General features: G+C 69.7%; 20 protein-coding genes. 8 read left to right on the top strand and 12 right to left on the bottom strand.

Annotated features, from left to right (window positions below):
- The 3 genes from ABD743_RS37930 to sbnB all read left to right on the top strand — a co-directional run.
- Window positions 1–936: non-ribosomal peptide synthetase (locus ABD743_RS37930; protein WP_344728441.1), on the top strand; the 936-nt coding region annotated here is incomplete at its 5' end.
- A 14-nt stretch (window positions 937–950) separates the two neighbouring features.
- Window positions 951–1,943 carry a TauD/TfdA family dioxygenase gene (locus tag ABD743_RS37925; protein ID WP_344728439.1) on the top strand — a complete coding sequence of 331 codons (993 nt, stop codon included), beginning with the start codon at window positions 951–953 and terminating at the stop codon, window positions 1,941–1,943.
- Between the two features lie 7 nt (window positions 1,944–1,950).
- On the top strand, window positions 1,951–2,979 hold the full coding sequence (sbnB, locus tag ABD743_RS37920; RefSeq protein ID WP_344728437.1) for a 2,3-diaminopropionate biosynthesis protein SbnB: 1,029 nt from the start codon (window positions 1,951–1,953) through the stop codon (window positions 2,977–2,979).
- 11 nt (window positions 2,980–2,990) lie between these two features.
- Here sbnB and ABD743_RS37915 read toward each other — a convergent pair whose 3' ends face one another.
- Window positions 2,991–4,601: a TRAP transporter large permease subunit gene (locus ABD743_RS37915; protein ID WP_344728445.1), complete on the bottom strand. Its 1,611-nt coding sequence runs from the start codon at window positions 4,599–4,601 to the stop codon at window positions 2,991–2,993.
- A gap of 70 nt (window positions 4,602–4,671) precedes the next feature.
- Between ABD743_RS37915 and ABD743_RS37910 the strand changes: the two genes are divergently transcribed.
- Window positions 4,672–5,580, top strand: coding sequence for an alpha/beta fold hydrolase (locus ABD743_RS37910; RefSeq protein ID WP_344728435.1), 909 nt, complete (start codon window positions 4,672–4,674; stop codon window positions 5,578–5,580).
- Here the strand turns inward: ABD743_RS37910 and ABD743_RS37905 are convergent.
- The 5 genes from ABD743_RS37905 to ABD743_RS37885 form a co-directional block, all read right to left on the bottom strand.
- Window positions 5,546–6,025 carry a DinB family protein gene (locus ABD743_RS37905; protein ID WP_344728433.1) on the bottom strand — a complete coding sequence of 160 codons (480 nt, stop codon included), beginning with the start codon at window positions 6,023–6,025 and terminating at the stop codon, window positions 5,546–5,548. The genes ABD743_RS37910 and ABD743_RS37905 overlap by 35 nt on opposite strands.
- A 108-nt stretch (window positions 6,026–6,133) precedes the next feature.
- Window positions 6,134–6,412, bottom strand: coding sequence for a YggT family protein (locus ABD743_RS37900; RefSeq protein WP_344728431.1), 279 nt, complete (start codon window positions 6,410–6,412; stop codon window positions 6,134–6,136).
- Between the two features lie 149 nt (window positions 6,413–6,561).
- Complete coding sequence (locus ABD743_RS37895; protein ID WP_344728429.1) at window positions 6,562–7,539, bottom strand: aldo/keto reductase; 978 nt, start codon at window positions 7,537–7,539, stop codon at window positions 6,562–6,564.
- A 449-nt stretch (window positions 7,540–7,988) separates the two neighbouring features.
- Window positions 7,989–8,594: a TetR/AcrR family transcriptional regulator gene (locus tag ABD743_RS37890; protein ID WP_344728427.1), complete on the bottom strand. Its 606-nt coding sequence runs from the start codon at window positions 8,592–8,594 to the stop codon at window positions 7,989–7,991.
- Between the two features lie 264 nt (window positions 8,595–8,858).
- Window positions 8,859–9,497: an HD domain-containing protein gene (locus tag ABD743_RS37885; protein ID WP_344728425.1), complete on the bottom strand. Its 639-nt coding sequence runs from the start codon at window positions 9,495–9,497 to the stop codon at window positions 8,859–8,861.
- An 87-nt stretch (window positions 9,498–9,584) separates the two neighbouring features.
- Between ABD743_RS37885 and ABD743_RS37880 the strand changes: the two genes are divergently transcribed.
- A complete protein-coding gene (locus ABD743_RS37880; protein ID WP_344728423.1) occupies window positions 9,585–10,595 on the top strand; it encodes a GlxA family transcriptional regulator in 1,011 nt (336 codons plus the stop codon).
- Window positions 10,596–10,641: 46 nt separating this feature from the next.
- Here the strand turns inward: ABD743_RS37880 and cbbX are convergent, their stop codons facing one another.
- Genes cbbX through ABD743_RS37865 form a run of 3 tightly spaced genes read right to left on the bottom strand, consistent with a single transcriptional unit; the run spans window position 10,642 to window position 13,609 of the window.
- Window positions 10,642–11,739, bottom strand: coding sequence for a CbbX protein (gene cbbX, locus ABD743_RS37875; protein WP_344728421.1), 1,098 nt, complete (start codon window positions 11,737–11,739; stop codon window positions 10,642–10,644).
- Complete coding sequence (locus ABD743_RS37870) at window positions 11,736–12,170, bottom strand: ribulose bisphosphate carboxylase small subunit (protein WP_344728419.1); 435 nt, start codon at window positions 12,168–12,170, stop codon at window positions 11,736–11,738. Before ABD743_RS37870 ends, cbbX begins: the two co-directional genes overlap by 4 nt.
- 8 nt (window positions 12,171–12,178) lie before the next feature.
- Window positions 12,179–13,609 (bottom strand): form I ribulose bisphosphate carboxylase large subunit, encoded by a 1,431-nt coding sequence (locus tag ABD743_RS37865; RefSeq protein ID WP_344728417.1) that lies wholly within the window; start codon window positions 13,607–13,609, stop codon window positions 12,179–12,181.
- 129 nt (window positions 13,610–13,738) lie between these two features.
- Here ABD743_RS37865 and ABD743_RS37860 point away from each other — a divergent pair, with 129 nt between their 5' ends.
- Window positions 13,739–14,668, top strand: coding sequence for a LysR family transcriptional regulator (locus tag ABD743_RS37860; protein WP_344728415.1), 930 nt, complete (start codon window positions 13,739–13,741; stop codon window positions 14,666–14,668).
- On the opposite strand, the gene ABD743_RS37855 is transcribed toward ABD743_RS37860, so the two are convergent.
- Window positions 14,665–15,465 carry a sulfurtransferase gene (locus ABD743_RS37855; RefSeq protein WP_344728413.1) on the bottom strand — a complete coding sequence of 267 codons (801 nt, stop codon included), beginning with the start codon at window positions 15,463–15,465 and terminating at the stop codon, window positions 14,665–14,667. The genes ABD743_RS37860 and ABD743_RS37855 overlap by 4 nt on opposite strands.
- 187 nt (window positions 15,466–15,652) lie before the next feature.
- Between ABD743_RS37855 and ABD743_RS37850 the strand changes: the two genes are divergently transcribed.
- Complete coding sequence (locus tag ABD743_RS37850; RefSeq protein WP_344728412.1) at window positions 15,653–16,684, top strand: class I fructose-bisphosphate aldolase; 1,032 nt, start codon at window positions 15,653–15,655, stop codon at window positions 16,682–16,684.
- Here ABD743_RS37850 and ABD743_RS37845 read toward each other — a convergent pair.
- Window positions 16,668–17,870, bottom strand: coding sequence for a GAF domain-containing sensor histidine kinase (locus ABD743_RS37845; RefSeq protein WP_344728410.1), 1,203 nt, complete (start codon window positions 17,868–17,870; stop codon window positions 16,668–16,670). The two genes, ABD743_RS37850 and ABD743_RS37845, sit on opposite strands and share 17 nt — an antisense overlap.
- Window positions 17,867–18,535 (bottom strand): response regulator, encoded by a 669-nt coding sequence (locus tag ABD743_RS37840; RefSeq protein ID WP_344728408.1) that lies wholly within the window; start codon window positions 18,533–18,535, stop codon window positions 17,867–17,869. Before ABD743_RS37840 ends, ABD743_RS37845 begins: the two co-directional genes overlap by 4 nt.
- A 115-nt stretch (window positions 18,536–18,650) precedes the next feature.
- On the opposite strand from ABD743_RS37840, the gene rpe reads away from it, so the two are divergent.
- Window positions 18,651–19,331, top strand: a complete 681-nt coding sequence (rpe, locus tag ABD743_RS37835) for a ribulose-phosphate 3-epimerase (protein ID WP_344728406.1) — start codon at window positions 18,651–18,653, stop codon at window positions 19,329–19,331.
- Window positions 19,332–19,351: the final 20 nt, after the last annotated feature.

Below are 19,351 nucleotides of genomic sequence, written 5' to 3'. Positions count from 1 at the left end.
ACCAACCACGAGGTCATGGACCACGCACCCGACGGAGACCGCGTCCCGCTGGGTCCGGCATCACCGAACATGAACGTCTACGTGCTGGACGAGCAGCTTGCTCCGGTGCCGCTGGGCGCCCCCGGGCTGATCGCGTTCGCCGGCGTGTGCGTCGGGCGCGGCTACGTCAACGACCCCGACCGCACCCGGGCCGCCTACATGGCGGATCCCCACCGGCCCGGTGAGCGCCTCTATCTGGGCGGTGACTACGGGCGGTGGCTGCCGGGCGGGAAGCTGGACTTCCTGGGCCGCAAGGACTCCCAGGTCAAGATCTCCGGTTTCCGGATCGAGATCGGCGAGATCGAGAACACCCTGCTGCGGGTGCCCGGCGTCCGTGACGGCGCGGTGGTGGTCGCGGAGCGGCCCGACCAGAGCAAGCAGCTGGTGGCCTTCTATGCCGGCACGCAGCCGCTCGAGGTCGACCTGCTGCGGGAGCGGCTCGGCGCCTCGCTGCCGCACTACATGGTGCCGGCGGCCTTCCACTGGCAGGAGAACCTGCCGCTGACTGCCAACGGCAAGATCGACAAGAAGTCGCTGACCGCGCTCGCCGGCGAGCTGGAGACCGTCGAGCAGGGCTACGAGGCACCCCGTACCCCGACCGAGGAGCGGCTGGCGGCCGCGTGGGCGAAGGTCCTCGGTGTCCCGGCGGACCAGATCGGCCGCGCCGACCACTTCTTCGACCGGGGCGGCAACTCGCTCTCCGCGGTCAAGCTGGCGATCGCGCTGGGGCGCATCGTGTCCCTCAAGGACATCGTCCGCTACCCCGTCCTCGCCGACCTGGCCGAGCTGGTCGACGTCAAGTCTCAGCCACCCGTCGGGTTGCTTCAGTCCCCGTCGGAGGCAGAAGACACGCAGACTGGCGGGGTCGAACCGATGGCCTCTTCGCGCGCGAACTGAGAAAGGAGATCGTGATGTCGTCCTCATTTTCGCCGTCGCCGCTCGACGTCAGTCTGCGGCCCGGCTCACCTCCGATGCTGCAGGTCCCACCCACCGGTGACGCCCCGAGCTGGGCAGACGCGCACCGACAGGCGCTGTACGGGATCGTCGCCGAGCACGGTTCGGTCCTGGTCCGGGGTCTCGGGCTGAGCGACGCGAACACGGTTGGTTCGGTATTCCAGCGGCTGGGCCGCGGGCTGATGGCCGAGCGCGAGGCGTTCGCGGCCCGGCAGGTCTACTCCGAAGGTGTGTACTCCTCGGCGAAGTGGCCGTCGAACCAGCCCATGTGCATGCACAACGAGCTGAGCTACACGCTCGACGTCCCCAGCCTCATGCTCTTCGCCTGCTTGACAGCCCCGACGGAGGGCGGCGCCACCGGAGTGGCCGACTCGCCGACCGTGCTCGATGCGCTTCCCGCCGAGCTGGTCGACCGGTTCGAGCGGGAGGGCTGGCTGCTCGCCCGCAACTACAACGACGACATCGGGGCGTCCTACGCCGACGCGTTCGGCACCGACAACCGCGCCGCCGTCGAGAACTACTGCCGGGCCAACGCGATCGAGTTCGAGTGGCAGCCCGACGGTGGCCTGCGCACCTGGCAGCGGCGCAAGGCCGTGGTCCAGCACCCGATCACCGGCCGGCGCTGCTGGTTCAACCAGATCGCATTCCTCAACGAGTGGACCCTGGATCCCGAGGTGCGCGAGTTCCTGGTCGACGTCTACGGCGAGGACGGGCTGCCGTTCAACACCCGCTTCGGCAACGGCGACCCGATCGGCAACGACATCGTGCAGCTGCTGAACGGGGTCTACGACGCCAACACCGCACGTGAGCCATGGCAGGCGGGCGACCTGATGCTCGTCGACAACATCCGCAGCGCGCACAGCCGCGAGGCCTTCAGCGGACCGCGCGAGGTACTCGTCGCGATGGCCGCCCCGGTCCGCGTGACCGACACCCCACAGACACCGAGGTGACGAACCGATGACCACCACCGTGCCACCGTTCGCGGTGATCCCCGGCGCACAGGTCCAGCAGGCCCTGCAGGGCCACGAGAAGCAGGTCATGGAGGTGGTGGAGGCCACCTACCGGCTGCACGGCGCAGGCGACTCGGTGAACCCGCCGTCCTACTTCCTGCGCTTCCCCGACCGCCCGTCCTCGCGCATCATCGCGCTGCCCGCCTCCATCGGCGGGCAGTCACGGGTGGACGGCATCAAGTGGATCTCGAGTTTCCCGGACAACGTGGCCGCGGGCATCCCGCGGGCATCGGCCGTGCTGATCCTCAACGACCACGACACCGGCTACCCGTTCGCCTGCCTGGAGAGCTCGATCATCAGCGCCACCAGGACGGCTGCCTCTGCGGCACTGGCAGCCGACTGGCTCAGCCGCGGCCGGGAGCGACCCACCCGCGTCGGATTCTTCGGCGTGGGCCTGATCGCCCGCTACATCCACACGTTCCTGGCCGGCACCGGCTGGTCGTTCGACGAGGTCGGCGTCTTCGACCTGTCGCCCGACAGCGCGGCCGGGTTCCGCGGTTACCTGGAGCAGTCGGGCACCACCGGCCGGATCACGCTGCACGACACGGCCGAGGATCTGATTCGCTCCAGCGACCTGGTGGTCTTCGCGACCATCGCCGGCAAGCCGCACGTCACCGACACGTCGTGGTTCGACCACAACCCGCTGGTGCTGCACGTGTCGCTCCGCGACCTCGCACCGGAGATCGTGCTGGCCTCGACCAACATCGTCGACGACGTCGAGCACTGCCTCAAGGCGGACACCTCGCCGCACCTCGCCGAGCAGCTCACCGGCAACCGGGACTTCCTGCAGGGGACCCTGGACGACGTGATGGCCGGGCGGGTGACACTTCCGACGGACCGTCCGGTGGTGTTCTCGCCCTTCGGCCTCGGCGTGCTCGACCTCGCGGTCGGTAAGTACGTCTATGACCAGGTGGGACGCTCCGGTGAGCTGAACGTCATCGATGACTTCTTCCACGAGCTGCGCCGGTACGGCTGACCAGCCGAGCCCTACCAGATGATGCCTGCCGCCGTGGTCGCGAGAACGAGTCCGCCGACCACCGGCAGGAACAGCTTGCGGGCCAGGTCGGTGACCGACACCCCGGTGATGCCGGCAACGGCGATCAGCGTGGACCAGATCACGAGGGTGCCGCCACCGACCCACGTCGAGCCGTTCTGAGCCACCGCGGCCAACGTCGCCGGGTCGATCCCGCTCTGCCCACCGATCGCTGCGGAGAGGGCACCGGTGAACGGCAGGGCGGGCCAGCCGTTGCCGTCGAGGCCGAGCACCATGCCCACGAGCAGCATGACGAACAGCGCGACGAACCGGTTGTCCGGAATCAGACCCTGCACCCGGCTGACGACGTCGAGTAGCAGGTCGGGTGCAGCGGCCCCCTCCGGCAACCCGAGGATCTTGCCGGAGAAGCTGCCGAGGCCGACGTAAATGAACCCGGCCACCGGGATGACCATCCCCATGATCCGGAACGCGAACGACACACCGTGCACGAAGTGGCCGGACACCCGCTCCAGGCGGTCGGTGCCGCCCGACAGCGCCGTGACCGCGACGAGCAGAAGCGCTGCCGTGCCACCGACGAGTGGGGCCGCGGCCCCGTCCTCGAGCCTCGGGACGAGCGAGGTGAAGCGCCCGAGGAGGATGAAGACGAGCAGCGCGCCGAAGCAGACCGGCACCGACAACGCGATCAGCCGTGCACGGCGCGGCCCGATCTCCAGATGCGGCCCCGGGTCGCCGGTGTCGAGCTCGCCTGCCACCGCCTCCCGTTCCGCGATGCCGGCACCCCCGGTGGGGGTGCCGGCCACAGCGCCGTCGGGACCGACTCCGACCGGGACCGCCTGGGCCACCGCCACATCCTCCCGGGTGATCGTCCGGCGGACGGTGAGGGCGTAGGCCGCCACGAGTGCGAACACGCCGACGATCAGCGCGATCACCAGCGCACGGTCGGCGACCGCGTCGGCCGGCACACCCGCGCCCCCTGCGGACAGGCTCGGCGCCACACCGAGGACGTAGTCGGAGGACAGCGCGATGCCTTGTCCGGCGATGGCGACCGCGATGGCCGCACCGATCGGGCTCAGGCCGACGCGCAACGCAGCGGGGATCAGGATCGCCGCCAGCAGCGGCAGAATCGGGGTCGGCCAGAACACCAGTGACAGCACCAGCGTGACGGCCGCGAGCACCACGTACGCCGTGGGACCGTTGCGCATGAGCCGCTGGAACGGCGTGACCATCTGGTCGTCGGCGCCCGTGGCTCGCAGCGCTCGCACCAGCGATGTCATGACCGCGATGATCAGGAAGATCGTGAGCAGCTCGGTGGTCGCCGCTATCGCCGCGCGGAACACGCTGCTGATCCCGGTGGTCACGCTCCCGGTCATCGCCAGAACGGTCAGGAACGTCGCCGCTATCGCGGGCCCCACCACGTTCTTCCGCAGCACGACCATCGCGATGAGCACGGCGATGCCACTGAGATAGATCCAGTGACCAGCGGTGAGGGGCAAGGTGAACCTCCGGCGGACGGCATTGTCGGTCGAATGGCGGCTAAGGCTGAGGTGCGCCCGATTCGTCCGCCAGCTACACACTGCACCGGCCGGTGATCGAACTTTGTGCATCATGCCCATGGTCTGCAGCGCCGTGTGGGAGGGAGATTTCACCGGAATGCACGATCTCGGGGGGAGCGCGATGGCCGCCATTGCAACGGGGCACGAGGCCGAACACCTGCGCGTCGGCGTCGACGGGGTCGAGCTCGCAGTGCGCGTGGAGGGATCGGGGCCGCCCGTCGTACTGGTGCACGGGTCCCTCGACGACCACCGTGCATGGGAGCGCGTCGTCCCCCACCTGGTCGCTCACCACCGCATCCACACCTACGACCGCCGCGGCCACGGGCGAAGCACCTGCCCGCCCGGGCAAGGCCACATCAGCGAGGACGTCGCCGATCTCGCCGGGCTGATTCGCACCCTCGGGCTCGACGCACCACTCGTCGTCGGACACTCCTACGGATCGAGCACCTCGCTGCTCCTCGGCGCGCACCACCCGGAGCTCACCGGCGGTCTTCTGGTGCACGAGCCCCCGCTGTTCACACTCCTCCGTGAGGACGACTCGACGCGGGCACTCGCGGACCAGGCGACCGAGCACATGCAGCACGCGGCCGCGCTGATCGAACGTGGGCTGGTGGCCGAGGGCCTGCGGACCTTCGTGGACGGGGCCGCGTTCGGCCCGGGCACCTGGGACGGCCTGTTCACGCCCGGGATCCGACAGATCTGCATCGACAACGCCGACACCTGGCTCGACCAGTCACGCGACCCGGAGCGCCTCGCGGTGCGTCCCGAACTGCTCGCCGGCTACCCGCACCCGTTCGTCATCAGCCACGGCAGCGCGAGCCTGCCCACATACGGGCCCGTGGCCGAGCGCGTAGCCGCGGCGGTGCCGGGGGCGATCCGGCACGTGGTGCCAGGAGCAGGCCATGCACCGCATCTGAGCCACCCCGAGGAGTTCGCGCAGCTCGTCCTCGAGACGGCAGCGCGGGTGGCTGCCACACGCCCGTCGACCGGCGCGCTCAGCGGGGGCCGAGGCCGGTCCTCCCGTCCATGAGCTCGCGAACGATGTCGAGGTGACCGGCGTGGCGGGCGGTCTCTTCGATCATGTGAAGGATGATCCCGCGCAGGTCGGTGATCTGGTCTCCCAGGACGCCGGGGTGACGGGCACGCGGGGGCGACGAGAGCGGCAGGGCCGTGAAGATCGCGTCGGAGCGCTCGCACTGATCGCGGTAGAACCCGAGAACCACTGACGGCGACCGCGAGGTGATCAGGGGCGTGTCGTCGTCGGGCCAGGGCAGCGGATCGGCGGAACCGGTGGCGATCTCCTGGAACCAGTGCCGCTCGGCATGGCCGAGATGCTCCACGAGTCCGAGCGGGGTCCAGCCCGACGGCACGACCGAGGCCGTCAGGGCTTCGGCGTCGAGCCCGTCGATGATCGCCAGAATGCTGGCACGCTGCCACTCGAGGAACGCCAGAAGGGCCTTTTTCTCGTCGTCCATCGGGCATGCCTCTCTCTGGAATGAGAGGCGGACGCTAACAGTCGGCGCCGACAGCCTCGGCGACGTCGGCCTGCCCGCGCCGTCGGCCGACGCTGGTGTGCTGCCCCGCTAGAGGGACAGCGCCAGCGAACGCAGCACCAGCGCCGCGATGAACACGACCGTGAACGCGAGGTCGATCTGCACCGACCCGACCCGCACTGGTTTCAGCACACGACGCACCGGCGCGAGTACCGGCTCGGTGAGCGTGTGCGACACCGAGCGGGCCTTAGCGGCCCAGCCGTCGCGGGCCGCGCCGAGTACGCCTGTCCAGTCCAGTACGGCGCGCACGACCATGACGATCAGGAACAGTAGTAGGACGAAACCGAGCAGAGCTCCGATGGCACTCATTGGCACCCCTCCACCCGTCAGCATCCTCGCCGAGCCTGAGTTGCGCCTGAGACCTCCGACTTTCGTGGTCACTCTTGTCGGCGACGGCCCGGCGAACGTCCTTCATGATGGCTGCCGGAGCTCCCGTGTACACCTCCCGAGCAGACTCTTCACACGTTCTCCGGGGACGGTCCGGTGACCGGAGCGGCGGCCGCCATGATGCGGTCGATCGCCACGAGGTCGCTACGGCTCAGCGAGAGATCCGCCGCGGCCAGGCTCTCCTGAACGTGGTCGGCCTGCCGAGCACCGACGATGGCCACATGCACAGCCGGGTTGGCCAACGTCCAGGCGACGGCCAGCTGACTCACCGTGAAACCCCGCTCACCGGCGAACGTCTCCAGGGCGCGCACCGCGGCCAGGTTGTGCTGAAATCCCTCGCCGCTGAACATCGGGCTGGTGGCGCGCCAGTCGTCACTGCCGAACGTGGTGTCCTCGGTCATCGTCCCGGTCAGCAGGCCGTGAGCCAGCGGTCCGTAGACGAGTACGCCGACGTCGTGTGCACGGGCGTAGGGCAGCACATCGTGTTCGACCTCGCGCCGGCGGAACAAGTGATACGGCGGCTGCACCGTTTCCACCGGCAGCGTCGCGGCGAACTCGGCCATCTGCACCGCGGAGTGGTTGGACACGCCGACGTGGCGGATCTTGCCCTCGGCCACCAGCTGACGCAGTGCGCCCGCCGTCTCGGCAGCCGGAACCTTCGGGTCGGGCCAGTGCACCTGATAGAGGTCGACATAATCCACGCCCAACGCCCTCAGGCTGGCGTCCACACCGTCACGCAGCCACTGCGGGCTGGAGTCGCGGACCAGACCCGCGTCGGTCATCCGCAGCCCGCCCTTGGTAGCGATCACGAGTTGATCACGGTTGTGGGTCAGCTCGCCGCGCAGCGCTGTGCCGATCAGTCGCTCGGACGCGCCGAACCCGTAGGCCTGCGCCGTGTCGAAGAAGTTGACGCCCAGGTCACGGGCCCGGCGGATCGCCGTGACGGCCACCGCCTCGTCGAACCGGCCCCAGTCCCCACCCAACTGCCACGCGCCGAACGCGATGCGGGAAACCCGTAGGCCACTCCTGCCCAACGTGGTGGTCTTCATTCTTCTCTTCTTTCTGCTGCATGGCGGGGCGACGTGCCGTCCCGGGGAGGTGCGACAGGCTGGACGGTCACGCCGATTCGGATCGATCAATTTCTGTTTCGCTGGATCGCGATAAGTCGGGGAAAGCAGGGAGACGGAAGGTCGGGGCCAATCCGCTTGCTTGGCGGGGACCGCGGATGAGGGCCGACCGTGGGAGGCGGCTCTTCTCGATCCGCTCGCCGATCTGTGTGTCGATGTTCTTCCGCGGGAGAAAGCGCGGAGCAGGAACGACTCACTCACGCCGCCGAGCAGCCGCTCGCGCACCGCGTTCGGGCCGACTACCGCTTCACCGCGGTGCCGGTTCGGGGGTGACGCGCTGAGTTGACCTCCTAGAAACTGAACGTCTAGTTTCCAATTCAGGCTAGCGCGGGCCTCCGGGGACGGCCGCCGCCCGAGCGGTGAGGTCGGTCTCAGCTGGCCAGACCGCGGATCGCCAGGTCGACGATCGCGTCGGCGGCATCGTCGTCCATCGGTGCATGGGCCGTGACCAGCCGGTAGATCGCCGCCCCGAACATCAGATCGATCGCGGCCTCGGGTTCGATGTCGGCACGCAGCTCGCCGCGGGCGATCCCGCGATCCAAGATCGTGCGCACCAGTCGCCGCCGGGGGGCGACGAGTCGATTGCTCAGTTCCGCGGCGATCTGCGGATCGAACTGCGCCTCTCCGACGATCTGGGCGAAGACCCGCCCGCTGGGGCTGTTGTAGAAGCGCATGATGCCGCGCAGTGCGAGGCGGAAGTCTTCAAACACGGAACCGGTGTCAGGATCGTCGGACTCGACGAACATCTCCGACAGCAGGGCATCGATGGCAACCGCGTACTTGTTCGGCCACCACTTGTAGATCGTCGCCTTGCTCGCCCCGCACCGGGCGGCGATCTCCTCGGTGGTCATCACGCGCAGCCCGACCTCGTGCATCAACTCCGCCGTCGCACGCAGAACGGCCTTGTGGGTCTGCTCGCTGCGTGGACGGCCCGGACGGGGTCGAGGCTGGTCCTGCTCGCCGCGATTGACGGCCATCGGCCACCTTCCCCCCAATACGATACTGCCCGTTCAGTTTACAACTGTTCCCACGGGGTTCGCCGGGACTGACCCGAGTTCCCGCGGACGATTTGCCCTGCGGGGCGGGGTAACGGCGGCGGTGGGCCACTCCGGATGGTGAGCGCCGGCCACCGATCCTGCCTTCGAGGGCGCGGTCGCAACGACTGGATGGCCCGGCCCCACCCCGACTGCGGGGGTGTGGCCGGGCCATCCGTCATCGACCGCCGCGATCGGGAGCGGACATCATTCGACCCAGTCGGAGCCCAGGATCACCTCGACGAAGTCACCGCGGCGGAAGCCGGGTACGAAATGCTCGAGCACGTCCGCCTTGACGTTGCCGAATGTGGTCTCGGGCCGGTCCTTGATGCCGTCGGTGAAGGCCGCGAGGATCTGGTTCTTGAAGTCCGGACGTGGGTGCGCCGCCACGATCTGCGCGCGCTGCTGGTCGGTGATCGCGTCGTAGCCGATCCCGAGCACATCCAGCTCGACGCCCCGGGTGACGAGCGCGACCTCCGGTGCCATGTGCAGCGGGATCTCCGGCGTGGTGTGCAGCGCGATGGCGGTCCAGACGGTCTCAGCCTGCTCGGTGCCGATTCCGTGCGCGAGCAGGAAGCGGCGGGCCTCGTCGGCACCGTCGATCTCGAAGCGCTGGTCCATGCGCCGGTACTTCGATGTCAGCCCGAGGTCATGGAACATCGCGCCCACATAGAGCAGCTCCGGGTCGAAGCGCAGGCCCTGCGCGAAGCCCCGCAGGCTGCCGAACAGGTAGACCCTGCGGGAGTGGTGGTAGACCAATGGGGTCGCTGCCTCGCGCACCAGCTCGGTGGCCTCTGCAACCAGTCGCGTGTCGGGAATCTCGACGTCCGAAATCGTCTCCGTCATGGACCTAGCATCAGTCGAGGTCGAGGTCCGGCACCATGTCATGAAGGACGGGCACACCACACATTCGGACACGAGCGGGAGCTGCCCATGGCACGCGCACATCGGGTGGGGATCCTGGTGTTCGACGGCGTCACCATGCTCGACGTCAGCGGGCCCGCCGAGGTGCTCGGCAAGGCCAACCAGTTCGGCGCGTCGTACGAGGTCGTCCTGGTCTCCCCCTGTGGCGGCGACGTACTGACCTCGGCAGGTCTCCGATTGGGCCCCACCGTGGCTCCGCACGAGATGGGCAACGTGGACACCGCGATCATCGCGGGGGGCGACCGGCTGCCGGTGCAGGTCATCGAGGAGGAGCTGCTCACCGCGGCACGGGTCGTCTCCGCGGCGGCGCAGCGGGTGGCCTCGGTCTGCACGGGGGCGTTCGTCCTGGCCGCGCTCGGCGCGCTGGACGGCCGACAGGCCACCACGCACTGGCGCCACACCGACCGGCTCGCGCGCCACTACCCGCAGGTGCTCGTGCAGCCCGACGCGATCTTCGTCGTGGACGGGCATGTGGTCACGTCAGCGGGCGTGAGTGCCGGAATCGACCTGGCGCTGGCGCTCGTGGAGCAGGACGAGGGTGCGGAGGTCGCGCGGAAGGTCGCCCAGGAGCTCGTGGTGTTCCTGCAGCGCCCGGGCGGTCAGTCGCAGTTCTCGGTGGCCGCCCGCACGCCCGTGCCGCTCAACGCGAGGATCCGCGAACTGCTGGCGGCCGTCGTCGCCGAGCCGGGTGCGGACCACTCCCTGACGACGATGGCCGCCGCGATCCCCACGAGCACCCGCCATCTGGCTCGGATCTTCCAGGAGGAGGTGGGCACCACGCCTGCTCGGTGGGTGGAACGCACCCGGTTGGAGGCGGCCCAGCGGCTCCTCCTTGACGGTCACAGCGTCACCGCGGCCGCTGAGCTCAGCGGCCTGGGCAGCGACGAGTCGCTGCGGAGGGTGTTCGGCCGCCACCTCGGCATCACGCCCACCGAGTACCGGCAGCGGTTCGCCAGCACACGACGCAGCGCCGTGAGTTCCTCAGCAGAGCCGACGGTCGACGCGCTCCCAGAACGCTGACTCGGTCAGCGGCCCGAGTACACCGCTACGACGTGTCCGTACGCCCTCAATGATCACTGCGGGCGGCGGGCTCATCGGCCTTCGCGGCCCCGGGCCGCTCGCCGCCGGCCACGTCCGCCGAGAACACCCGGCTGGCCAGGAAGTCGGCGGGTTCTAGCCGCATCAGGTCGTCCTTGGCCCACTCCCGACCGGTTTCGTCCACCAGACGATTGGCGTGCCGCAGGCGGGCACGCTCGAGCGCGTTGCGCACGCTGCGCGCATTGGCGAACCGTGGCTGACGCATCCGGCGGCGCAGATAGTCGTCCAGCGTCTGCTCGGCCTCGGCGGACAAGCGGTAGCGCTGCCTGCGCAGCATCATCTGCGCGATGGCGATGAGCTCCTCGATCTCGTAGTCCGGGAAATGCAGGTGGTGGGCGATGCGTGAGCTCATCCCGGGGTTGGACGCGAAGAACTCCTCCATCCGGTCCTGGTAGCCGGCGAGGATCACCACGATGTCGTCGCGCTGGTTCTCCATCACCTGCAGCAGGATCTCGATGGACTCCTGGCCGTAGTCGCGCTCGTTCTCCGCCCGGTAGAGGTAGTAGGCCTCGTCGATGAACAGGACACCGCCCATCGCCCGCTTGATGACCTCCTTCGTCTTCGGCGCGGTGTGCCCGACGTACTGCCCGACCAGGTCGTCCCGTGTCACGGCCACGAGATGGCCCTTGCGGAGATAGCCGAGCCGCTGCAACAGCCCGGCCATCCGCAGGGCCACCGTGGTCTTCCCGGTGCCCGGTCCGCCGGTGAAGCTCATGTGGAGGTTGGGCCGCTCGGTGGCGAGGTCGAAGCGGTCCCGCACACGATCCACCAGCAGCAGCGCGGCGATCTCCCGGATCCTCGTCTTCACCTGGGCGAGCCCGACGAGCTCCTCGTCGAGGCCCGCCAGGATCTCGTCGATACCCGACGCCTCACGCTCGGCTTCGAGGTCGACCGTCGCGTCCTCCGGCAGTGACTCCTCGGCGGACCCACCACCGGGGGTCTCGACGCGACGGCCGTCCCCGGCCTCGCCGTTGCGACGATCGCCGTCGTCGGGGTCGGGATCCGGCGGCGGCGCGCCGGGCCGCGGCATCCCGAAGCTCGCCCGGCCGCCGTCCGATGCCGTCATCGCCGGTCGGCGGGCTGGTACCGCTCACCCGCCGGTCGCTCGGTGGCGTACGCATGGGTGGTGTAGCGGATGACCCGGTCGTGGCTCTCCTGGCGATCCAGGCGGAACCCCGGCTCCTCGGCAGGCCGATGGACCAGGAACGACAGCACGATCGTCTGCCGCCCCAGCCGCGCGTCATAGGCGTTGAGCCGGATGTAGTGGTTCGGGTACGCCTCGCGGCACGCGTTCACCTCCATCAGCACGCCGGCCGCGTCCGCCAGGTCGAACATCGGCATCCCCCACATCTCCCAGTAGGTGTTGCGGGGGTGTGGGTCGTCGGTGAACTCCACCGACAGCGGCCACGAGTTGCCCAGTGCGTAGTCGATCTGCGCTGTGATCTCCTCGTCGGTGAGATCGGGTAGGTAGGAGAAGGTTCCCTGCGTGATGTGCATCGGTGCTCCTAGGCGTTCGTCGGCGTCGCCACGACGTCCGGGGTGTCCGTGGACTCGTAGTTGAACGTGATGTCGCCCCAGGTGGAGAGCGCCACGTCGAGCTCGCGGCTGTGCTTCGCGGCGGCCTTGAGGATGTCCTCGCCCTCGGCGTAGAAGTCGCGGCCCTCGTTGCGCGCCTTGATCATCGCCTCGACGGCCACCCGGTTCGCGGTGGCGCCCGCGGCGATGCCCATCGGGTGACCGATCGTGCCGCCGCCGAACTGCAGCACGACGTCCTCTCCCAGGTAGTGCAGCAACTGGTGCATCTGACCGGCGTGGATCCCGCCTGAGGCCACCGGCATCACGGTGGCGAGCGAGGCCCAGTCCTGGTCGAAGTAAAGGCCCTTGACCGGGTCGGCGCTCACGTGGTCCTTGCGCAGGACGTCGTAGAAGCCGGCCGTCGCGTTGGGGTCGCCCTCGAGCTTGCCGACCACCGTGCCGGCGTGGATGTGGTCGACACCGGCCAGCCGCATCCACTTGGCGATCACCCGGAAGCTCACCCCGTGCGTCTTCTGCCGGGTGTAGGTGCCGTGCCCGGCGCGGTGCAGGTGCAGGATCACGCCGTTCGCCCGCGCCCAGCGCGACATCGACTGAATCGCCGTGTAGCCCACGGTCAGGTCGATCATGACGATCACGCTGCCGAGTTCCTTCGCGAAGTCGGCGCGCTCGTACATGTCCTCCATCGTCGCGGCGGTGACGTTGAGGTAATGCCCCTTGATCTCGCCGGTGGTGCTCTGCGCGCGATTCACCGCCTCCATGCAGAACAGGTAGCGGTCCCGCCAGCGCATGAAGGGCTGGCTGTTGATGTTCTCGTCGTCCTTGGTGAAGTCCAGCCCGCCGCGCAGTGCCTCGTAGACGACCCGCCCGTAGTTCCGCGCGGAGAGGCCCAGCTTCGGCTTGGTGGTGGCGCCCAGCAGCGGCCGCCCGTACTTGCCCAGGTACTCCCGCTCCATCACGATCCCGTGCGGCGGTCCCTGGAACGTCTTGACGTAGTGCATCGGAATCCGCATGTCCTCCAGCCGCAACGCGCGCAGCGCCTTGAAGCCGAAGACATTGCCGATGATCGACGAGGTGAGGTTCGCGATCGACCCCTCCTCGAACAGGTCGAGGTCGTAGGCGATGTGGGCGATGTACTGTCCCGGCGTCCCGGGCACCTCGTCCACCCGGTAGCACTTCGCCTGGTAGTGCTCGTACGCCGTGAGCCGGTCGGTCCACACCACCGTCCAGGTCGCGGTGCTCGACTCCCCCGCCACCGCCGCTCCGGCTTCCTCCGGCGGCACGCCCTCCTGCGGCGTGATGCGGAAGGCGCAGAGCACGTCGCTGTCCTTCGGCTCATAGTCCGGCTGCCAGTAACCCATCTCGGCGTACGGGATCACACCCGCGCCCCAGCGTTCGGCCATCTCCACCACCTCGGTGTGTGTGTTCGTCTACGGCTGGAGTTCCCCACCGTGGCCTCGGACTATCGAACTGTCTATTGAGAATCGCCTAGACATCGTCAAGGATTGACTCATGAGTGGGGTGAGCGTGCGATGACACTGGCGCAGCTGCGCACGTTCCTTGCGGTCGCCGAGACCGGGTCGGTCAGCGGGGCCGCGGCACGGCTGGTGGTCACGCAGTCCGCGGTCTCCGCATCGATCGCGGCACTGCAACGCTCACTCGATCTCCAGCTCGTCGAGCCGAGTGGCCGAGGCCTGCGGCTCACTCCGGCAGGCGCCATCTACGCCGGTTACCTGCGCCGCGTACTCGGGTTGCTCGACGAGGCGCGGGTCGCCGCGGGCTCCGAGGGCGAACCCGCACGGGGTGAGCTGCGCATCGCGGCGGTGACCACCGTCGGCGACCACCTGCTGCCGAGGATTCTGGTCCGCTTCCGGGAGGCCCACCCGGAGGCGCGAATCCACGTCGAGGTGGGCAACCGGGCGCAGGTGCTCGCTCTGCTCGACGACCACGAGGTCGACCTCGTGCTCGGCGGTCGCCCGGTCCGCAGCCGCAACCACGTGGCACTCGCGGTGCGGCCCAACGAGCTCATCGTGGTCGGTCCGCCCGGCTCGCCTCCGCACACCGGCGACGAGCTACTGAGCTGGCTGGCCGCTCAAACCTGGGTGTTGCGCGAGCCCGGGTCGGGCACCCGGGCCACCACCGAGTCCTACCTGACCGGCCTCGACCTCACACCCGCGCAACTCACGCTGTCGTCCAACGCCGCGGTCTGCGAGTCGGTGGCCGTCGGGCTCGGCGTCACCCTGATCTCGCGCGACGCGGTGTCCCGCGACCTGGCCGAGGGGCGGCTGGTCGAGCTCGCCGCGCCGGGCGCGCCTCTGGAACGCGACTGGTACCTGCTGGCCCACCGGAGTGGGCCGCCCGCCACCGCGCGTCTGCTCGTCGACCAGCTGCTCGCCAGCGGGGAGTTCGAGCGCCCGCCGGGAGCTCGCCGCCGCTCCCGAACGGCGGAACGGGACAGCTAGCTCGTCTCGATCGGGCGGTTCGGGTCGCGGCTCCACTGCGACCACGAGCCGGGGAACAGACGGCCGCCGCCGAGCCCGGCGTGCTCGAGTGCGATCAGGTTGTGGCAGGCCGTGACGCCCGAACCGCAGTAGGAGATCACAGGCTCCTCCCCCGTGATGCCGACCTCGGCGAACGCGGCCCTGAGCTCGTCCTGCGGCAGGAAGCGCCCATCGGGCGCGAGATTCTGCCGGCACGGGAGGCTGCGTGCGCCGGGGATGTGGCCGAAACGCGGGTCCAGGTCGTCCGGAGCGCCCTCGAATCGCTCGCGCTGACGGGCGTCGATCACGACGTTGGCACCGGTCTGTGCTGCTTCATCGATCGAGGCCAGCTTGTCCTGCGGCCACGCCCTGGCGGTGAAGGTGGCGGGCACGCGCAGCGGCGGATCCGTCTCGAGCGGGCCGTCGTAGGCCTGGATCCCGCCGTCGAGCAGCGCGGCCTCGTGGCCGGTCACCCGAAGCATCCACACCAGCCGCGCCGCCATGACGCCGCCTGCATCGTCGTAGGCCACCACGACGTCGTCGTCACCGATCCCGAGAGCGGACATGTCACGGGCGAAGGCCTCCGGCTCGGGAAGTGGGTGGCGGCCCGCGACGCTCGGGTCGGTGTGGTCGGCGAGCACCTCGCCGAGGTCGACGAACACGGCTCCGGGCAGGTGGCCTGCGTTGTAGGCGTCGCGGCCGACACGCCCGTCCAGGTAGGAGCGCACGTCGGCGAGCACGGCGCCGGCTGGAGCATCTGAGACGACGGGAGCAATCACACTTCGGAGGGTACGAGCACCGGCGCGACGGGAACCGGAGCGGCCGCAGGAGAGCCGGGGGGAGCCCTTCTCCCACCGGAAACCCCTCGCCGGAGGGAAGGACGTCCCGCTGCACCCGCCTACCGTCCGGGGACTCCGGGCGGCGAGTCGGCGTGCCCGCCTTCCGCACCCGGCGAAGGAGGACGCCATGACCGAGCTCGTCACGACCGCGCGAGCGCTGGTGGCCGACGGCAAGGGCATCCTTGCCGCCGACGAGAGCACCGGCACGATGGACAAGCGGCTGACCGAAGTCGGGGTCGCCGCCACCGCGGAGTCGCGCCGGCAGTTCCGCGAGATCGTGGTGACCACCCCCGGCCTGGGCGAGAGCATCAGCGGGGTGATCCTCTTCGACGAGACGTTCCGCCAGAACACGTCCCGCGGAACGCCGATCCCGAGGGCCACCGAGGATGCCGGGATGTTGCCCGGCATCAAGGTCGACACCGGCGCGAAACCGCTCGCCATGACCACCGACGAGACGGTCACCGAAGGGCTCGACGGCCTGCGCGAACGGCTCGAGGAGTACGTCGAGCTCGGCGCCCGGTTCGCCAAGTGGCGGGCGGTCATCCGGATCGGCGAGCAGCGACCCACCGCGCGGTGCCTCCGGGCGAACGCGCATGCACTCGCCCGGTACGCCGCGCTGTGCCAGGAAGCCGGGGTCGTGCCCATCGTCGAGCCCGAGGTGCTGATGGACGGCGACCACTCGCTGGAACGCAGCGAGCAGGTCACCGGGGACGCCCTGGACCACGTGTTCGCCGAGCTCGCAGGCCAAGGTGTGCTGCTGGAGGGCATGGTGTTGAAGCCGAACATGGTGCTGCCCGGCACGGATCACCCGGACCAGCGGGACGTGGCGGCGGTGGTCGAGGCCACCCTGCGCTGCCTCCGCCGGCACGTCCCGGCGGCGGTGCCGGGCATCGCGTTCCTGTCCGGTGGCCAGGGCGACGAGGCGGCGACCGTCCATCTCGACGCCCTCAACCGGGCGGACCCTCAGCCGTGGCGGCTCACCTTCTCCTACGGACGTGCGCTGCTCTCTCCTGCACTGTCCGCCTGGGCCGGCCGGGAGGACGAGGCGGCCGCCGCCCAGCGGATCCTCGCGCACCGGGCGCGGTGCAACGGGGCGGCCGCGATGGGCCGCTACTCCCCCGAGCTGGAGGATCGGCTCGAGGTCACCGTGGGAGCCTGAGCGGCACTCGCACCCGCAGCGTGCTGCCCCGGCCAGGTGCGCTGTCCACCTCCAGCCGGCCGCCGAGCAGCTCGGCGCGCTGCAACATCCCGGACAGGCCGTACCCACCCGATCCGGGACTCTCGGACTCCGGCACCGAGGCCGGATCGAAACCCACACCGTCGTCGCTGACCTCGAGCAGGACGGTGCCCGAGGAGACCTTCAGCCGGATCTCCACGTTCTGCGCCGACGCGTGCTTCACGACGTTCTGCAGTGACTCCTGGGCGATCCGGTAGAGCGCCGTCTCCAGATGCTCGGGCAGCTCGTCGGCGCAGACCTGGACGTCCACGTCCAGCTCTGGGGAAGCGTGCGCGAGGCTCTCGAGGCTGGCCGCCAGGCCCAGGTCGTCCAGCACGGAGGGCCGCAGTCCCGTCATCGCCGCGCTGACCTCGTCCAGCGCGGCCGCAGCGAGCTGCTGCGCCTTGTCGATCTGCTCGCCGGCCAGCGCGGCGTTCGTGCCGACCAGGTCCGCTGCAGCGGACAGATAGAACGACAGGCTCACGATGCGCTGGCCGATGCCGTCGTGGATCTCCCCCGCGAGCCGCCGCCGGTCCAGCTCCTGCATCCGCACCATCCGCTCGGTGAAGCGCTCGAGCGCCTCCTCCCGCTCGGCGAGCCTGCGGTGCAGCCGCGCGTTGTCCATCGCGCCGGCGATCAGCCCGGCGATCGACCGCAGCAGCTGCACGTCGGCCCCGGTGAACTCGCGACGGAGGCGTGTGTGGACGTTCAGGACGCCGACCAGGGCCCCCAGCCGGGTGATGATCGGGACCGAGACCAGCGACGTGAAGTCCTCCCCGCGCAGCTCGGGGATGTACTTGTACCGGGGGTCGGCGAATTTGTCCTGCACGATGACCACCGGCTCCCGGTGCGCGGCCACCCATCCGGCCACCCCCTCCCCCACCGACAGCTCGATCCGCCGGACCACCCGCTCGAACGGCGGGGTCGCCCCCCGAAGCTCCAGGTGGCGTCCGGAGTCGTCGATGAGGTGGACGAAGCAGACGTCGGTTGCGGTCATCTCGGTGATCACCACGGCCACGCGCTGGGCGACGGCGTCGAGGTCGAGACCTGCCGAGATGGTCTCGATGATGCGCATCAGCAGGCGGACCTCGTGCTCGGCGTCCGCCAGCCCGAGGCGTCCCTCGGTCATTGGAAGACCCCTTCGCGCAGGGCAGCAGCGACAGCGCCCGCCCGGTCGTTCACCTCGAGTTTGCGGTAGATCCCCCGCGAGTGCGTCTTGACCGTCTCCTCGCTGACGAAGAGCTTGGTGGCGATGGCCCGGTTGGACAGCCCGGCCACCATGAGGGCCAGCACCTCGCTCTCGCGCTGGCTGAGCCCGAGCTGCGCACCCGGCCAGAACTCCCCGCTCTGCACCCGGGCCGCGGACAGCGCGACCCTGCTGGCCAGCGCCGGGTCGACCAGTGTCTCGCCCTCGTGCACCCGTGTGAGGTACGCGACCAGCTCATTGCCTTCGATCCGTTTGAGCAGGTAGGCCGCCGCGCCCAGGCGGAGCGCCTGGTACAGGTACTGCTCGTTGTCGTAGACGGTCAGGAACACGATCTTGCAGCCCGGGTCCTGCTCCAGGAGGTCTGCACACAGGTCGAGTCCGCTGGCGTTCTGCAGCCGCACGTCGAGCAGCACAGCGTCCGGCTGCTGCTCCCCGACGATCCGGAGCGCGTCATCCGGCCTGCTGGCCTCGCCGACGATCTCGACCTGGTCGGCGTAGGGCAGCAGCATCGCCTTGAGCCCGTCCAGCACGATCTGGTGATCGTCGACGATCACCAGGCGCATGGGCCGCGCTGTGCCGGATTCCATGCCCGAGAACAGTAGATACCGGCGGGTCGTCGAGAAAGGCGAGGACGCCGCTGCCACCCCATGAGCCCCACCTGCGGGGGAAGCGACACCGCCTGCGGGTTCGTACCGTCCCCGAATGGACAGACGACGCGCCCAGATCGCGCCCTCGGTTCTCCCGGCGGACTTCGCTGCCCTGGGCGACGAGTGCCGGGCGCTGGAGAAGGCCGGCGCCGACCGCATCCAGTGGGACGTCATGGACGGCCGGTTCGTACCGAACCTCACGTTCGGTCCGGACGTGGTGGCCGCCGTGCGGCCCCACACCGCGCTGCCGTTCGAAGCACATCTGATGGTCGTCGAGCCGGACGCGCTCGTCGGGGAGATGGTCGACGCCGGCTGCGAGCTGGTCATCGTGCACGCCGAGGCGTGCGTCCACCTCCACCGCACCCTGGGCGCGATCCGTGACCGCGGCGCGCGCTCCGGGGTGGCGGTCAACCCGGCCACCCCACTGACGGCGGTGGAGCACGTGCTCGACATCGTCGACCTGCTGCTGGTGATGACGGTGAACCCCGGGTTCGGCGGCCAGCCGTACCTGGCGAGCATGGAACCGAAGATCGCGGCCGCGCGCCGGCTGATCGGACGGTCCGGTCAACGGATCGAGCTGGAGGTCGACGGCGGGATCGGGCCGGCCACGATCGGTGGTGCCGCACGTGCCGGTGCCGACGTGTTCTGCGCCGGCAGCGCGCTCTACCGCCACCCCGACGGCCTCGCGGCGGCCGTCACCGAGCTGCGCGAGTGTGCCGAGGAGGCCTGGCGATGACCAGGTCCCGGACGGGAGAA

It is taken from the genome of Pseudonocardia yunnanensis (genome assembly GCF_039534065.1).
In the GTDB taxonomy this organism is placed as follows: domain Bacteria; phylum Actinomycetota; class Actinomycetes; order Mycobacteriales; family Pseudonocardiaceae; genus Pseudonocardia; species Pseudonocardia yunnanensis.
This window is presented reverse-complemented; position numbering and strand designations above follow the sequence as displayed.

Excerpts from the sequence above, each read along its gene's own strand:
- ABD743_RS37890 (WP_344728427.1), bottom strand. The coding sequence starts at position 8,594 with ATGGCCGTCAATCGCGGCGAGCAGGACCAGCCTCGACCCCGTCCGGGC.
- sbnB (WP_344728437.1), top strand. The coding sequence starts at position 1,951 with ATGACCACCACCGTGCCACCGTTCGCGGTGATCCCCGGCGCACAGGTC.
- ABD743_RS37860 (WP_344728415.1), top strand. The coding sequence starts at position 13,739 with ATGACACTGGCGCAGCTGCGCACGTTCCTTGCGGTCGCCGAGACCGGG.
- ABD743_RS37840 (WP_344728408.1), bottom strand. The coding sequence starts at position 18,535 with ATGGAATCCGGCACAGCGCGGCCCATGCGCCTGGTGATCGTCGACGAT.
- ABD743_RS37895 (WP_344728429.1), bottom strand. The coding sequence starts at position 7,539 with ATGAAGACCACCACGTTGGGCAGGAGTGGCCTACGGGTTTCCCGCATC.
- ABD743_RS37925 (WP_344728439.1), top strand. The coding sequence starts at position 951 with ATGTCGTCCTCATTTTCGCCGTCGCCGCTCGACGTCAGTCTGCGGCCC.
- cbbX (WP_344728421.1), bottom strand. The coding sequence starts at position 11,739 with ATGACGGCATCGGACGGCGGCCGGGCGAGCTTCGGGATGCCGCGGCCC.
- ABD743_RS37885 (WP_344728425.1), bottom strand. The coding sequence starts at position 9,497 with ATGACGGAGACGATTTCGGACGTCGAGATTCCCGACACGCGACTGGTT.
- ABD743_RS37915 (WP_344728445.1), bottom strand. The coding sequence starts at position 4,601 with ATGCACAAAGTTCGATCACCGGCCGGTGCAGTGTGTAGCTGGCGGACG.
- ABD743_RS37850 (WP_344728412.1), top strand. The coding sequence starts at position 15,653 with ATGACCGAGCTCGTCACGACCGCGCGAGCGCTGGTGGCCGACGGCAAG.
- ABD743_RS37845 (WP_344728410.1), bottom strand. The coding sequence starts at position 17,870 with ATGACCGAGGGACGCCTCGGGCTGGCGGACGCCGAGCACGAGGTCCGC.
- rpe (WP_344728406.1), top strand. The coding sequence starts at position 18,651 with ATGGACAGACGACGCGCCCAGATCGCGCCCTCGGTTCTCCCGGCGGAC.
- ABD743_RS37880 (WP_344728423.1), top strand. The coding sequence starts at position 9,585 with ATGGCACGCGCACATCGGGTGGGGATCCTGGTGTTCGACGGCGTCACC.
- ABD743_RS37910 (WP_344728435.1), top strand. The coding sequence starts at position 4,672 with ATGGCCGCCATTGCAACGGGGCACGAGGCCGAACACCTGCGCGTCGGC.
- ABD743_RS37870 (WP_344728419.1), bottom strand. The coding sequence starts at position 12,170 with ATGCACATCACGCAGGGAACCTTCTCCTACCTACCCGATCTCACCGAC.
- ABD743_RS37865 (WP_344728417.1), bottom strand. The coding sequence starts at position 13,609 with ATGGCCGAACGCTGGGGCGCGGGTGTGATCCCGTACGCCGAGATGGGT.
- ABD743_RS37900 (WP_344728431.1), bottom strand. The coding sequence starts at position 6,412 with ATGAGTGCCATCGGAGCTCTGCTCGGTTTCGTCCTACTACTGTTCCTG.
- ABD743_RS37905 (WP_344728433.1), bottom strand. The coding sequence starts at position 6,025 with ATGGACGACGAGAAAAAGGCCCTTCTGGCGTTCCTCGAGTGGCAGCGT.